8 protein-coding genes are annotated in these 14,732 nt (G+C 59.7%); 4 read left to right on the plus strand and 4 right to left on the minus strand.

Going from position 1 to position 14,732, the window contains the following annotated elements; all coding sequences use genetic code 11:
• Positions 1 to 62: 62 nt before the first annotated feature.
• From NIT7645_RS16110 to NIT7645_RS16120, 3 genes are all read right to left on the minus strand, one after another.
• Positions 63 to 275, minus strand: coding sequence for a YgaP family membrane protein (locus tag NIT7645_RS16110; RefSeq protein ID WP_008561988.1), 213 nt, complete (start codon positions 273 to 275; stop codon positions 63 to 65).
• Positions 276 to 421: 146 nt separating this feature from the next.
• Positions 422 to 1,099: a Crp/Fnr family transcriptional regulator gene (locus NIT7645_RS16115; RefSeq protein WP_008561748.1), complete on the minus strand. Its 678-nt coding sequence runs from the start codon at positions 1,097 to 1,099 to the stop codon at positions 422 to 424.
• Between the two features lie 158 nt (positions 1,100 to 1,257).
• Positions 1,258 to 1,872, minus strand: coding sequence for a response regulator transcription factor (locus NIT7645_RS16120; protein WP_008562408.1), 615 nt, complete (start codon positions 1,870 to 1,872; stop codon positions 1,258 to 1,260).
• Positions 1,873 to 2,191: 319 nt separating this feature from the next.
• On the opposite strand from NIT7645_RS16120, the gene NIT7645_RS16125 reads away from it, so the two are divergent.
• The 4 genes from NIT7645_RS16125 to NIT7645_RS16140 all read left to right on the plus strand — a co-directional run bounded on the left by NIT7645_RS16125 (position 2,192) and on the right by NIT7645_RS16140 (position 8,163).
• A complete protein-coding gene (locus NIT7645_RS16125; RefSeq protein WP_037302234.1) occupies positions 2,192 to 2,707 on the plus strand; it encodes a putative pterin-binding protein in 516 nt (171 codons plus the stop codon).
• A 26-nt stretch (positions 2,708 to 2,733) separates the two neighbouring features.
• A complete protein-coding gene (locus NIT7645_RS16130; RefSeq protein ID WP_008560985.1) occupies positions 2,734 to 5,385 on the plus strand; it encodes a PAS domain-containing hybrid sensor histidine kinase/response regulator in 2,652 nt (883 codons plus the stop codon).
• Between the two features lie 256 nt (positions 5,386 to 5,641).
• A complete protein-coding gene (locus NIT7645_RS16135; protein ID WP_008561902.1) occupies positions 5,642 to 7,387 on the plus strand; it encodes an ATP-binding protein in 1,746 nt (581 codons plus the stop codon).
• Positions 7,388 to 7,560: 173 nt separating this feature from the next.
• On the plus strand, positions 7,561 to 8,163 hold the full coding sequence (locus tag NIT7645_RS16140; protein WP_008561147.1) for an acyl-homoserine-lactone synthase: 603 nt from the start codon (positions 7,561 to 7,563) through the stop codon (positions 8,161 to 8,163).
• 63 nt (positions 8,164 to 8,226) lie between these two features.
• On the opposite strand, the gene NIT7645_RS19350 is transcribed toward NIT7645_RS16140, so the two are convergent.
• Entirely contained in the window at positions 8,227 to 14,496 is a 6,270-nt protein-coding gene (locus NIT7645_RS19350; RefSeq protein ID WP_082204891.1) for a DUF4347 domain-containing protein, read from the minus strand.
• Positions 14,497 to 14,732: the final 236 nt, after the last annotated feature.

A 14,732-nucleotide genomic window follows, 5' to 3' on the forward strand; every position in this document is an offset into this window, starting at 1 on the left:
CCCGGTCCGTACTGTCACGCCGGGCCGTGCCATTGGGTTTGGACTGTCTCAGCCGGTTCGGATCAGGCCTTGCAGGTCTTGATGCCGATCAGACTGTAGATCGGGCAAAAGCGGCTCGCGGCGACAGCCAGCATCACGCCACCTGCCAGACATGCCACCACGGTGGCCCAGGTGGCCTCGAACAGGGGCCAGCCGGTGACAAACGGCGCGGCAATCAGAAAAATGCCCAAGAGGGCGCGCAAGAGGCGGTCAATGGATCCGACATTGCGTGGCATGGGGTGGTCTCCTCAAATCCGGTGGACATGGCGCGATTGGCGCCACAGGTCCAGCATCGCAGAGGGGGCCGACCACTGTCTGTGACTTTGTCACCAACGCCTGCACACCGGGGCAGGTGGCCGCGTCGCAGTCTCGTGATGCGCCTTCAACGTCCGCTCAGGTGGCGCAGGGCGTCACGGTCCAGGATGTCGACGGTACCGCGCGCCAGTCGCACCCAGCCACGGCGCTGAAATTCCTGCATCTGCCGTGTAATCACCTCGCGCGCAGTGCCCAGATCAACAGCCAGCTGCTGGTGCGTTATGGCAAGATGGTCGCCCTGTCCGGCCAGATCCAGCAGTCCTTGTGCCAGGCGGACGTCAATACGCTGAAACGCGACCTCGTCGATTACATGAAAAAGATCGGTTATCCGTTTGGAAAAAGCGGTAAAAACAAAGTTGCGAAAGGTTGGTGAGCTGGCCACCAACTCGTCAAAGATCGCCCGTGGCAGGGCGGCTGCGCGCACCGCCGTTTCGGCAATTCCTTCGGCAGCGTAGTCCTCGTAGGCCAACAGGCACGCAGTGGTGAGCACACAGCTCTCGCCTGCCGTGATCCGGTACAGCAGGATTTCGCGACCCGTCTCTGACACCTGTTGCACCCGAACCGTACCATCCAGCAGGAAAAGCATGTTTTCAGGCGATTTTCCGGGCCCAAAGATGACTGCGCCCTTTGGTGCGCTGATGATCTGGCTTTTGCGCAAGAGTTGCTCGCGGGTGTCCTGATCCAGTTGCATCAGCCCCTGAAAGCGACTGATCCAATTGGCGGTGTCTGCTGTTGGCTGGCGCATGTCCTCGGTCCCGCGTGATCTGATCCTGCGTGCCCACTGGTGGCGGAGCACGGCATCGGCCTAGCATGGCCGAGTGTCACGGCCAAGCAGACGTGCCGCCGCAGGCCCAGTGAGTTACATGAGCTGTGCGCCTTAGGTATCTGTTAATATTCTGGTTTTCAGAACAGGCCGGCCTCTTTGGCGGTCAGCGCCGCCTGGGTGCGGTTTTTTGCATCCAGCTTGCGGCACAGCGTGCGCACATGCAGCTTGATGGTGACTTCCTGCAGCTCCAGTTCCCGGGCGATCTCCTTGTTGGAGAGACCACGGCACAGGCCATCCAGCACCTCGATTTCCCGTGGGCTCAACTTGTCTGCCAGCGGGTGGGACGGTGCCTCTGCCTCCTTGCGCATCAATTCGACAGGGACATAAATTTCCCCGGCGCTCATGAAGCGCACCGCGTTCAAAAGCGATTGCGCCCCCATTGTCTTGGGGATGAAACCGATAGCCCCGGCATCCAGCGCCTCTTTTGCGGTGCGTGCGGGTGCGCTGCCCGACAAGATGGCGACGCCCTTGCCGCCATTGGCCTCAAGCGCGGTGCCCAAGCCAGCCAGCCCGTTCATTCCAGGCATGTTGTAGTCAAGCAAGACCAGATCATAGGGGCCATTGTCCGCGATTTCCCCGAGCGCCCCGGGAAGATCGACAGCTGATGTGACCGTCGCGCCACCTTCGGATTGCAGATAGGCTGAAATGGTTTCGCGGACCATATCATGGTCGTCCGCCAATAAAATGCGCATGTAAGCTCCTGGCTCAGGTCGGGCTAACCCCCGCAACTCTATCCTGACATTCGTTTACGAGTTGTCAATATCACTGGCGGGAGTGCCTGTAGCACGAAACCCGGTAGAGTTGAATGTAAATTTCGTGTATTATTCCCCTAGGCGGGGGCCAATTTGTGGCTAAAGTTACAAAACATACATCAATACCACGGAAACTTTTGCAAGATCGGAACTAGGGCAGACGACGATAAGTCTCTGTCTTTTATATGAAACCTACCCGTTGCGTCGCGTTGGTTGAACCAATGTGCCTGCAACGACAGTGGCAAAAGGATTGATTGATATGAAAACCCTCTACAAGAGGTTGGCCGCACTGCTGTTTGCGTTTGGCGTTTCAATGGCATTTGGCGCCGCGTCTGCCGTTGCGTCCGAGGCTGCGCTGACGGTCACTGAAAAGGGGGGTGATGGCCAGATCACGGCCCAGCACCACTTTACCATGGAAGACCTGCAGCAAATGCCGCGGGTCGGTTTTGACACCGCCACCATCTGGACCTCGGGCGTGCAGCAATTTGCCGGGGTCAGCCTTGTGCATCTTCTGACGACGCTGGAGCTGCCGACCGACGGCGATGGTGTGCTGACAGCCCGCGCGATCAATGATTATTCCGTCGAAATTCCGCTGGCTGACGCGGTGGAGGGTGGCCCAATCGTCGCCTATGAGCGTAACGGCGCGGTCATGTCGCTCAGGGATAAGGGGCCACTTTGGATCGTCTATCCGTTCGACAGTGATCCAGCCTACCAGACAGAGGCGATTTATTCCCGTAGCATTTGGCAGTTGGAGGAGATTACTGTAACCAAATGAAACCCTTGGCCGAGGTTGAGAGTTAGGTGAAACTGCGCAGCAACTCCTTTTTTTCGCGCGGCGTGCTGATTGCCATTGCGGTGGTCGTCGCGCTGCTGGCCGTGCAGTCGGTGCGGCTGGGACGAGAGGTCCTTTTTCGTCTTGATGGTCTGTCGACGGCCGCAACGGACAGCCTGCAATGGACCTTGTCGCAAGCGGAAATCGAACATCTGAAGCTCGAGAATGCGGTGCTTGCAGCTGAAACTGTGGAGGATCTGGCGCAGGTTCGGCGCAAATTCGATATTCTGTTCAGCCGGATCATGACCATCCGTGAAAGCCGGACATTCGCGCCGGTCCGCAACGCGCCTGACAACGCCGGGATCATGCCGCGCGTGCAGCAGCGGATCGACTATCTCATCACCTACATCGACGGCCCGGATGAGGCGCTTTTGTTTGGCCTGCCCAGGGTCAGCGAAATACTTGAGGAAAACAGGACCGATTTGCGCAATCTCGCGCTTGCGGGGCTGACGGAACACGCCCGCGCGAGCGAAGAGAAACGATTGAATTTCTTTGATCTTCTGTCACGCCTTGCGATTGTGGTTCTGGCGCTTCTTGTGGCGTTGACGATGACAACATTGATGATGGGGCGGCTTTACCAGCGGGGCAAGCGCCTGGCAGAGCGGACCCGCGAGGCCGTGGCGCGCATGCGCGCGATGGTCACCTCATCGCTTGACGCGATCCTCGTCGTCGACAGCGACGGAAAAATCCAGGAATTCAATGGCGCCGCCGAAGCCATCTTTGGCTATTCCAGGGCCGAAGCAACCGGCGCCAACATGGCCGACCTCATCGTGCCCGACCACCTGCGCGAGGCGCATGCCGAAGGAATGGAGCGTTTTCGCACATCCGGCCAGGAAACCGTCATCGGAAAGGGCCGTATCCAACTGGAAGCAAAGCGAAAATCAGGAGAGGTCTTTCCGGTTGAGCTGTCCATCACCGCGAGCAAGCCCGCCGAGGATGGAGAAGAGGGCGAGACTGTCTTTGTCAGCTATCTGCGTGACATTTCCGACCGGATCGCGGCAGAGCGGGAGTTGCGCAATGCCCGTGACAAGGCCCTCGCCGGAGAGCGGGCAAAGGCAGAGCTGCTGACCGTCATGAGCCACGAGATGCGCACGCCGCTGACCGGTGTGCTGGGCGCGGTTGATTTGCTGTCTGACAGCGGCCTGAGCGCCGAACAATCCGGCTATGTGACCATGATCCGTCAATCCGGTGACCGGCTGATGGGGCATGTAAATGATGTCCTGCAGCTCTCCAATCTCGAAAGCAGCGTCGACAATGAAAACCGCCGGATATTTGATCTCGCCAAACTCGTTGGTGAACTGGTCAAATCACAGCAGACTGCGGCCCGCCAGGCGGGGAACGAGCTCAGCTGGAGTTGCAACCTGGGCCCCACCAACAACGTCTTGGGCCGACCGCTTGCTGTGCAGCGGGTGTTGCAGAAAATCCTGCAAAACGCCGTTGATTTCACGCGGGACGGGGCGGTCGCCGTTGAGGTCCAGCGCCTTGGCAGCAGCGACCGGGTGGAAATCAGCATCGCCGATACCGGAAAGGGCATCGCGGAGGATGATCTGGACCGCATTTTTGAGGATTTCATCCGCCTGGATGCCAGCTATTCCCGCAGCAGCGAAGGAACGGGGCTGGGGCTTGCGATCACCCGCCGGACGGTCGAGGCAATGGGCGGGGACATCAGCTGCGAGAGCGAGCTGGGCGAAGGCAGCCTCTTCACGATTTCCCTACCACTGCCGGCCTCTGGTCAGAGCGTATCGAACACAACCGCGTCGGCCGCTCCTGCGGTAGCCGCAGATACGCATGACGCTGTGCAGAAAGAGCCGCAGGTCGCCGCCTCTGTGGCTGAGCAACAAGACCCGCAAGCGCTTGATATTCTTGTGGTTGAAGACAATGAGATCAACCGCATCCTGGTTGAGAAGATGTTGCGCAACCTTGGTCATCGCGTCACCTTGGCCCCCGGCGGGGCAGAGGGGGTTGCCGCTGCGCGCGCCAAGGATTTCAATCTGATTTTCATGGATATTTCCATGCCAGGGGTCGACGGGATCGAGGCAACTCGCCAGATCCGCAGCGGGCACCTGGCTGATGGGGTCGACATCGTTGCGCTGACGGCACATGTGGCGCCGCAGGATCATGCCCGTATCCTTGCAGCAGGCATGGCCGAGGTTGTCACCAAGCCGGTCCACAAATCGACATTGGCAGATGTGATTGATCGCCGCGCAACCCTGCCGCTGGTGCGCAGCAGGCGGCCAGTGGCAAAGGCCCTGCCAACGACCAAGCTGACGACCGCTGCCCAGACGCCAGAGCCAGCACCCGCAGCTGCCCGAGAACTCTCTGATATCGAACAGTTCTTTGATGCACTTGGCCGCGACCGTGGCGTCGAATTTCTGGCGGAATACAAAGGCGACATGGAGCAGCTGCTCGCGGATCTGCACAGCTGTGAAGATCTGTCCGATCCGCTCAGGGCCGAGGCCCACAGGCTGGCAGGTTCGGCAGCGGTGTTGGGATTTGGCGCGCTCCGTCATGCGCTGTTGGATATAGAAAACGCAGATGGCAATGGCGGGACGGACCTGATGCGATTGCAGGCCGAATGGGATGAGGCCCAGGGAGAAATCACCTCGCATCTGGCCGCATGATGCGCAGCTGCCTGCGATGGGGCCGCAGACATGACGCCAAGAGGAGACAGTCCGCACCATTGCGATGACGATCACGTGATTTCTGGGCAAAACTGCGGTAGAGTTAAATCGCAGACTGGTCAATTGAATTGAATTTTACATATGATTTGATGCAACAGACTTCCAAGGTGCATATCTATGTGATCCGGTGACCGCGCTGACAGGTCCGGAGCAAAGATGGGGTGTTTTAGGTGCTGATCATTACGGAAAATTGGCAATGCTGACGATTACGCCCAGCTTGCGTCGTGATGTGTCCGCCCAGAACCAGCTGGTCAAGGAGGACCTGCCATCACGCTTTGCCTCGATTACAATCGTGTCGCTTATTTCCCTGTACTACCTGTCATTTGCCCAGGTTGCAGCTGTCTATTTTGTTTACATCATTATCGAACTGATCGGCATTCGTGTGTATCATCAACTCAGCCGCAAGGTGACCCTGGCGGGGATCGCGTTGTTCGTGATTTCGGCCTTTATCGGGGTCTGGACCTTCAACACCATCCCGCTTCTGCTGTTTCTGGAACCTGACGGATTTGCGAAACTGATGGGGGCGATGCTCCTTGTGATCGCGCTCAATCACTGTGTTGTGGCGCGCTCGCAATGGATGTTCTTTGGCCTGCTGACGGCGCTGCCCATCATCGGGGTCTTGGGATTTCTCGTTGGCGAAACCCTGCTGTCTGTCGGCAATCGCGCTGAGATCATTTTTGCCGTCGTGATCCTGGCGATCGGGTCTGCCTACACGTTGTTCGCGATCTGGAGCCAGCACAGGATGGCCAATGATCTGCGCAAGGCACTGGCCGATGCCAAGGCTGCAAGCGAGGCCAAGAGCCGTTTCCTTGCATCGATGAGCCATGAGATCAGAACGCCCCTTAATGCGATTTGTGGCATGTCCGAGTTGATCGCCGAGGGGCGCGCAGATCCGGCTGACTTGATGCAACATGGCCGCTTGCTGACCACGTCATCGCAGGCGCTCACGGATCTGCTCGATGATATTCTCGATCATGCCAAGATCGAATCCGGTCACATGGTGCTGACACCCACCATTGCCGATCTCCATGCTGAAATTGCCTCGGCGGTTGAAGTGTTTCGTTTCAGCGCCGAGGAAAAGGCGCTGGATCTTAGCCTGCATGTTGCTGACAGCGTGCCGAAATATGCGGAATGTGATATTCTGCGGCTGCGCCAGATCATCTCCAACCTTGTGTCCAATGCGGTGAAATACACCGAACAGGGCGCAGTCAAAGTTGATGTGGCGGCCCGGCCGGGCGAGGGCAGCACGCGGCTGGTCGTCAATGTGAACGACACCGGGCGCGGCATGTCCGAACAGGATCTGACGCAGCTCTTTTCCGATTTCTTCCGCGCCGAAAACAAGGACGCGCCCAGCGTGCCTGGTACCGGTCTTGGCCTGTCGATTGCGCGCCGCCTGGCCCGGAACATGGGCGGCGATCTGGTGGTGTCCAGCCAGCTGGGAGAGGGCAGCCGCTTCACGCTGACCTGCGATATCCGCGCTGTCGAGCCGCCGACCAAGATCACGCCGCAGCCGGCAGCGCCCAATGGGGCAGAGGCTGAGTTGGGCAAATGCCGTGTGCTAGTGGTCGATGACACCGCCTCGAACCGTCGCGTTGTGCGCGCCTTCTTGCAGGGCAGTGATGTTGAAATTCTGGAAGCGGAAAACGGCGCAGAGGCGCTGGCCTGTCTTGCCGAGACAGAGGTTGATCTTGTTCTTCTGGATATGCGGATGCCGGTCATGGACGGCAAGGAAACGCTGATCCAGATGGCCAAGAGCGAGCCGCGCATCGCAAATACGCCTGTTGTCATGCTGACGGCGAATGCCGCCACCGAAGACCGCGAAACCTATCTGGGGCTGGGCGCTGTGGGTTATATCGCAAAACCAGTGAGAAAAGCCGTGCTTTTGGCAGAAATTCAGCGGGTCATTCAGCAATCAGAAGGCGAGATGCAGAAGGCGGTTTAGGCACGAAGCTACGATACTTCAAAACTTAAATTTGCGCTGAAAACGCGCAAAGGCGCCCCTGTGGCGCCTTTTTCTTGTCTTATTTACCATTCTTTCACCGTTTTATGGAAATTTTTTAGTCAACTTTAGGGGGTTTTAAATCCCAGTGTTGATTTGAAAGTGACCGTAACGCGATGCAGTCCACACATATTACATTTGATAACCTTGATCAGACCGGTGGCTTGTTCACCGGGCTTTTGCGTGCCCGCCATCATCATTTCATTGAGCGCCACGACTGGCACCTGCCGCAGACCCGCGGCATGGAGTTTGATCAATATGATACGCCGGAAAGCGTCTATTGTGCGATCCATGACAGTGAGGGCATCAAGGCAGGTTTTCGTCTGACGCCAACAACCGCGCAAAGCATCAATGCCAGCTACATGCTGCGGGATGCCCAGCTTGGTCTTTTGCCGGGTCTGCCAGAAAATATCCTGGATGAACCAGCCCCACGGGATCCGGGGATCTGGGAAATCACCCGTGTCTTTGTGTCCGAAGACATCCCGAGCCGGGAACGGCGCGTCGTGCGGCGGGAAATGGCCTTGAACCTCGCTCGGCTGTCCCGCACGTGGCAGGTACGTTCTTTCCTGTGCCTCACCTCTGTCACCGCAGCCTTGCTGACGCTCAAGGTCGGGTTCGATCTTTCCCCCGCGGGACCTCGGTTTGAGGTCGCGGGCGAAACCTGTCAGGCCTACCGCCTTGAAATGCGTCCGGCGGAAAAACAGCTTCGCGTTGCCTGAACCGGGGCAAAGCGCACAGAACAAAGCAGGGTCGCCAGATCGGCGGCCCTGCGGTTTTATCCCTTAGAGAATTATCATGACAGAGCTCAGCTCTGCCTCGGATACGTCGCGCAGGATAAGGCCGCTGCCATCATCGAAGCTAAAGACGAAATCATCGCCCTGCTGCGCCCCAAACGACAACGCCTCCTGCGGCGAGGAAAACCCAAAGTTCCTGAGTTCCAACACATCCATCGTGGCGTCGAAGTCGGCAATCGTATCCATGCCGCGCCCTTTGGCAAAAATGAATGTGTCGCTGTCGGCGCCTCCGCGCAGCCGGTCATTTCCAGCGCCGCCGTTTAGCGTGTCCCGTCCCATGCCGCCAATTAGCGTATCATTGCCCTTGCCACCAAAGACGTGATCATCCGCAAGGCCGAGAAACACCTTGTCGTCGCCCCAGCCCGCGCGCACCCGGTCCGATCCTTCACCGCCAAAGACCGTGTCGTGGCCCTGGCCTGCAAGGATGGTGTCGCTGCCTGTCCCGCCGTGGATCGTGTCATCCCCCCAGCCACCGCGAAGGTGGTCATCATCCGCACGCCCATAGACATTGTCATTGCCTTTGCCCGCAAAGACGCTGTCGTTCCCGCGACCGCCAAAGATGGTGTCGGCGTTGCTGCCCCCGTGCAGGGTATCGTTGCCCTGGTGGCCGCGCACAAGATCCTGCCCCGGCCCCGCAAGCACCAGATCATTGCCGTCGCCCCCGAAGCCGCTGTCATTGCCGGATCCAAGGAACAGCTCATCCTCGCCGGCATTGCCGCGGATGGTGTCGTTGCCGATGCCGCCCATCAGAGAATCCTGGCCAAGCCCACCACGGATCAGGTCGTCACCACCGTCGCCATTGATTGTATCGTTGAGGTTGGTGCCATCGAACGTCTCGCCATCGCTGCCACCGGTCACATCGACCGGCGCCTGGGGTGTGCTGCCCCCTCCGCCAGGGGATGGCGGCGCGGTGACAGTGACCGTGATCAGGGACATATCGGATGTGGCGCCATCCGCCGCGTCAAACCGGACACCGACGCTCCGGCTGCCAAGCGGGGCGGCGCTGCCGGTGGAATTGTCAAATCTCAGTGCGTCCAACAGGGTTTCGACCTGGGAAAAGGCCACTCCCGCCATGAGGACAATCACCAGATCCTCGCCATCGCCCCCAGTGCCCGTTGCGCTGATGGTGCCGATGTCGGTTCCGCCCACGGCTATGACCGAGCCATCGGTCTGGCCCGACGACAGCGTGACGGTGCCGGTGGTGTCAACCAGCAGAAGATCGCCACCCTGCGCGCCACTTTCCAGCGAAACGGTGAGGGTGGCGTGCCCCAGATCCGCATTGTCCGGGTCGCTCACGCTCAGATCGCTGCCGGCATCAAGCTGCACGGCTGTCTGCCCCCTCACAAAGGTAACGGTGTCGCCGTTCAGATTGCTGATTTCGGGTGGCTGGCTTGTCACCTGAAGCGAGAAGGGAACAGTCACATCCGCATCACCGCCGTTTGCCGTACCGTCCCCATCTGTCAGGGTCAGGGAGAAGCTGCGCGTTTCAACCCCGGTGGGCGCAGCATAAGTCAGGTTCTGCAACAGAAGCTGGACGGCAGCGGGGGTGGCATCCGTCGTGGTGAATGAGATCGACAGCGCGCTTCCGGATTGGCCATCGCTCACTGCGTCTACCGTGCCAATCACCGTGCCGTTGATGGCAAGGCTTGCCCCAGCGCTGAGCGTTGCGCCTCCGGAGGCTGTGACCACGGTTCCGTCGACGCCCCAGCTGCCGTTGCTGGTGCCGCTGGTCTGCTGCAACACCAGGGTGCCACCGTTGAATTCGGGCGAGTCGACATCAGAGACCGTGACGCCAGCCAACCCCGACACGGCCTGTGCCCCGCTGCCCGCCACCACCTGGCCCGCGATAGGGGCGGTGATATTGGCAATATCCGGGGCATCATTTACCGCCGTCAGGGTTACGACTGACGTCAGCGAAAGCGTGGCTGCGTTGCTGTTGCCGCCCGTGGCGCTGCCGCTGTCGGTCAGCCCGGTGATGGTCACGGTCCTTGTGCTGCTATCCTGAGGGCTGTCGGATGTGTTCTCATAGGCTAGCCCGTCGATCAGCGTTTGCAGATCCGCCGCTGAGAGGGTTGCCCCGCTGATGGTGACCGTTGCGGTGGTTCCGCTGACGGTCACAGAGGCGCTCAGGCTGTTGGTTGCTGTCATCAGCGTGGCGCCGTGGGTGAGGGTCAGTGTGCTGCCGTCGATCTGGAGCACCTCGGCCGCGCCGTCTGCAAGATTGTCGATGGTCAGCGTGAGCCCGGTAAATGTCTGCCCGTTCTCGATTGCATCGGCTGCGACCGAGGAGAACAGATCGCTTGCGGTTGCGCCTTCGCTATAGCCGGGGTTTTCCGACGTTGCCGTGAGGGTCGGGGCGTCATCTTGTGCCGCAACGCTGACGGTGAGCGCCGCGACATCAGACGTGAGGCCTGCGTCATCCACCACCGTGAGAGAGAGCACCCGGTCGCTGGTGTCGGGGTCCTCGCTGATGTTGGTGTAGCTCAAGGCTGAGATCAGCTGCTGCAGGCGGGCAGGGGTGGCATCCGCCGTCAGGTCAATGACGAGCGCCTCGCTCGCGCCGCCAGCAGCGCCCGCCCGCAGGGTGCCGATAACAGTGCCGCCGACGGATACCGTCACATTCGCGGCCTGCGCGGCAGACAGGCTGACCGCGCCGGATGTGTCGATCACAAGGCGGTCGTCCGCGCTTTGACCGCTGACATAGGCCAGCGACAGGCTCCCACCGCCGAGGTTGGCTGAATCCGCATCGCTAAGGGCTGCATCCGCATTGGCATCCAGCAGGACCGCACCGCCATCTTCGACAAAGGCGACGCTATCCCCCGACAGATTGGCGATGACCGGCCGATTGCCGAGCGACATGGTGAAATCGGCCGTGGTCTCTTCAGCGCCGCCGTTTGCGGTGCCGTCCCCGTCGTTCAGGGTCAGCGTGAATGTCTGCTGGCCGGTCCCGGAGGCCGCCCCCCAAGTCAGCGCCCGGATCAGCGCCTGCACATTGGCGTTGGAGGCATCAGCGGTTGTGAAATCAATCTGCAACATGCGCCCGTCCTGCCCGTCGTTGGCTGCATGTACGGTGCCAATGGTGGTGCCACCCACGGCGATCGTCTCTCCTGCGGAAAGCGTGGCATCCCCGCCTGAGGTCACAGTTGTGCCATTGACCGAGAAACTGCCGCTGGCAGAGTTTGCAGCACCGCTGTCGGCGATCGTCAGAACGCCGCCTGAGTAGTCGCTGGTATCAGGATTGCCGAGCAGGACGTCGCCGCCGCTATCAATGGCCGCGTGCTGGCCGGGTTCCACGGCGCTGTCATCCCCCTGCAGGTTCTGCAAGGTCGGGGCGTCATTCACGGCGGTGAGGCTGACAGTGCTGGTGAGGCTGGGGGCGGATGTGTCGCTGCCGCCTCCCGCTGTGCCTCCGGTGTCTACAAGCTGGGTGATGGTAACGACCCGATTGGCAACCGTGGTCGGCGCGTCAGAGGTGTTGCGGTAGGTCAGCCCGTCAATCAAGGTCTGCACCTGCGCCGCCGTCAGCGTTGCACCAGAAAAGCTGAGCGTGGCTGTGCTGCCGCTGACAGAGACGCTCACTCCCAATCCGTTTGTTGCTGTTGTGGCGGTCGTCCCGTCGGAGAGCGCAATATCCGTGCCGTCAAGGGACAGGATCTCAGCCGCGCCATCTGCAACATTTGTGACGGTAAGTGTCAGCCCGTCCAGCCGGTCAACCTGTTCAACAAGGCTGAAGGTGACAGAGCTGAACAGATCCTGTCCACCGGCACCCTCTACATGGATTGGATTTTGGCCAGTCGCACTTAGGGTTGGGGCATCATTTATCCCGCCAATCGCGACGGTCTGCGTGGCCGTTACCGTCTGGGCGCCACCGCTGCCCTGGGTGCCTGAATTGCCATCAGAAAACATCCAGTTCAGTTCGGCGCTGGTGTTCGGGTCATCGCTGGTGTTGGCATATGTGATGTGCTGCAGGACGTTGTTCACCTGGGCCGAGGTTGCCGTCGAAAGGAAGGTGATCTGCAGCTGGCCCCCCCCTTCGGTAAAGGTGGCAATTGGCGCGGCACTCCATTGCAGTTGATTGGCAACAACAGTGAACCCCGCAGTGGACAGCTCAAAGCCAAAGCTGTCAGTCGCATTGGCGCCGCCATTGCGGGAGATGGTGAGGACTGCGCCATTGAAATCACCAAGACCGCCAGTAAGAGCGGAGAGTTCGGCGTCGCCAAGGGTGACATTATTGTCCAGAACAACAGCGCTGCCGCCCTCAGAATAGGTGGGGGTTGCGTCCAAACCATTGAAAACGGGGGCGTCATTGACTGCATTGACCGTGATTGTGACGCTGTCACTTGCGGTGGAAAATGCAGTTGTTCCACCGGGTGATGACAGATCCGCGATACCGCCAGCCGATCCGGTGGTTTTGTCCCAGGCGTGCATCGTCAGCGTGGCCTGGCCGACGTAGTTCTGATCAGGAACAAAGCGAACCAGGTTCGTGCCTGCACCACCAGCCGTGCCATCCAGCAACCGCGCCGCACCAGTGAGCGACACCACCTGGCCCGTCGTCGCGCTAAAGTCGCTCCAGCTGGCGCCTGCATTGGTGGAAAACTGCCACACACCGTTGGTGTTATCGACCTGGCTGACGGCAATTGCCTCTACCGCGCTGCCATCGACATCTGAGATGCTTCCATCAACCACCAGAGCGGCGACAGTTGTTCCGGGGTTGTTGGCATTGTCCGTGGCATCATCATCCCCGTCGGCGCCGCTGCCATTGTCATTGCCGGCGTCCTCATCGATCGCCGCAAGTGTGGGGCTGGCCGTCGTGTCCAGAACCGGCGCGTCGTTTGCTGGCTGGATGGAAATGTTCACCGTATCGGCCGCACCGTCACTGGTGCCGTCATTGGGGGTTACGGTCAGAACGGCTGTGGTTACGTCATTTGCCCCGGTGGTAAAGGTGATCTTGCTGGTGTCGTCCAGATACGCATTCAGGGCTGCTGCTGTGCCCTGTAGTGTCATCGACGTGGTGCCAGAGGTTGCAATCGTCACCCCGGCAAAGATTCCGTTGCCTTCAACCGAACTGATCGTGCCACGGTCAACCGCAAGGGTCAGGGTGATGTCATCACCATCTGCGTCCGAAAGGTTATAGGCGGACAGGTCAATCGCGGTTGCCACGTCCTCTGTCGCCGTGTCATCGGCCGGGGTGCCGCCGAGTGCAGGAGCCGTGTTGACCGGGCCGACGGCATCGCCAACCGTGATATTAATGACCGCAAATTCCTGGAAATCGGGATCATTGGTGTAGTCGACGGCAATCCTGCGCACATCTTGCCATGCTGTATTGGTTGTCCAGCCACCAGACCCGTAGGAATACGTTTGGTATGTGCTCGGGCCAGCTGCGGTCCATGTCAAAACCTGCGAGACAACCGCATTTCCGGAATCATCATATCCCCGGATTGTAAATGTCTGGTCAGTAAGTGCTTGGCCCCGGCCGACGACCTCGAAGCCTTCGAAGCTGAAATTCGCAGATCCGGCCAATTGGAAGCCGTTGCTGAATCCATTGAAGTTTGAAATGCCGTTTGAAGCTACCACGCCTTGTCCGGGGAGCCCTGCCAGCGACAGGTTGGTAAACAGTCCGTCGGCTTCATCGCCGTAGCCGTAGTCAAGTGTTAGGGTAATTCCGGGGGCATCGGTGACACCAGATGTCCCGTCGACCCACTCTGCTTTAACTGCTCCTCCAGTGTTTGATGCATAGTTGATCGTGGTCGAGAGCACCCCTTGAAACGCGGCTTGGCCAGCGGCAGAGATTGCGACAGGTGTTGTGATTGCACCGATCTGCAGATCAAGCTGCCAATCCCCGCCCAGCCGTGCCGCCCCGGTCAGGGTGCGTGATGCGGCGATATTGGCGCCCGTGGCCTCTGCGAGGGCCGCGACAAACGCCTCTCCACGTTCGGACGCGGCAACCTCGCAACCGTAAATCAGAATGTCCGCATCCGCAGCGAGCGCCCGGTTGATTGTTGCACAGGCATCCGGTGCCTGTTTCAGCGTTCTGGCCGTCAGGCAGTCATTGCCCAAAAACAACGTCCCATCAGCCCCGTGAGAGAGAATATGAACCGCGGTGATCCCATCACGGCCATCCAGCGCCTGCGCGATCTGGGACAGGCCGGGGCGGCGAGGATCAAGCGGGATGGCCTCCATATCCTGGGGGAGATTGGCAAGAAGTGTGTGAAAATCCGCTACGGAACTGTCAATAAAAGCGATCTGGAGGTTCATCATTACAGTATCAAACAAGGGTGGATCGGAATTAATTCAACTATTGGGTGTGTTTGTTGTCAATTGGTAAACGCTGGCTGTGGGTGACGACCTTCCGCCGCATTTCACGTTGATTTCTTGGTCTTGCCGAGCGGTCCCTGCCGCGCCATCGCCAGTTTGCCAGTTTTGGTGCGTATTGCGCGCTGGGCATCAGGTGTTGCTGCGGCATGCGGTTTGGCCACCCAGAATGTGACTCGCGC

The sequence above is a fragment of the Phaeobacter italicus genome, assembly GCF_001258055.1.
GTDB lineage: Bacteria > Pseudomonadota > Alphaproteobacteria > Rhodobacterales > Rhodobacteraceae > Phaeobacter > Phaeobacter italicus.

What these genes read in the sequence shown, in the direction of transcription:
- NIT7645_RS16125 (WP_037302234.1), top strand. Translation starts at nt 2,192, where the DNA reads ATGAAAACCCTCTACAAGAGGTTGGCCGCACTGCTGTTTGCGTTTGGC.
- NIT7645_RS16140 (WP_008561147.1), top strand. Translation starts at nt 7,561, where the DNA reads ATGCAGTCCACACATATTACATTTGATAACCTTGATCAGACCGGTGGC.
- NIT7645_RS16135 (WP_008561902.1), top strand. Translation starts at nt 5,642, where the DNA reads ATGCTGACGATTACGCCCAGCTTGCGTCGTGATGTGTCCGCCCAGAAC.
- NIT7645_RS16120 (WP_008562408.1), bottom strand. Translation starts at nt 1,872, where the DNA reads ATGCGCATTTTATTGGCGGACGACCATGATATGGTCCGCGAAACCATT.
- NIT7645_RS19350 (WP_082204891.1), bottom strand. Translation starts at nt 14,496, where the DNA reads ATGATGAACCTCCAGATCGCTTTTATTGACAGTTCCGTAGCGGATTTT.
- NIT7645_RS16110 (WP_008561988.1), bottom strand. Translation starts at nt 275, where the DNA reads ATGCCACGCAATGTCGGATCCATTGACCGCCTCTTGCGCGCCCTCTTG.
- NIT7645_RS16115 (WP_008561748.1), bottom strand. Translation starts at nt 1,099, where the DNA reads ATGCGCCAGCCAACAGCAGACACCGCCAATTGGATCAGTCGCTTTCAG.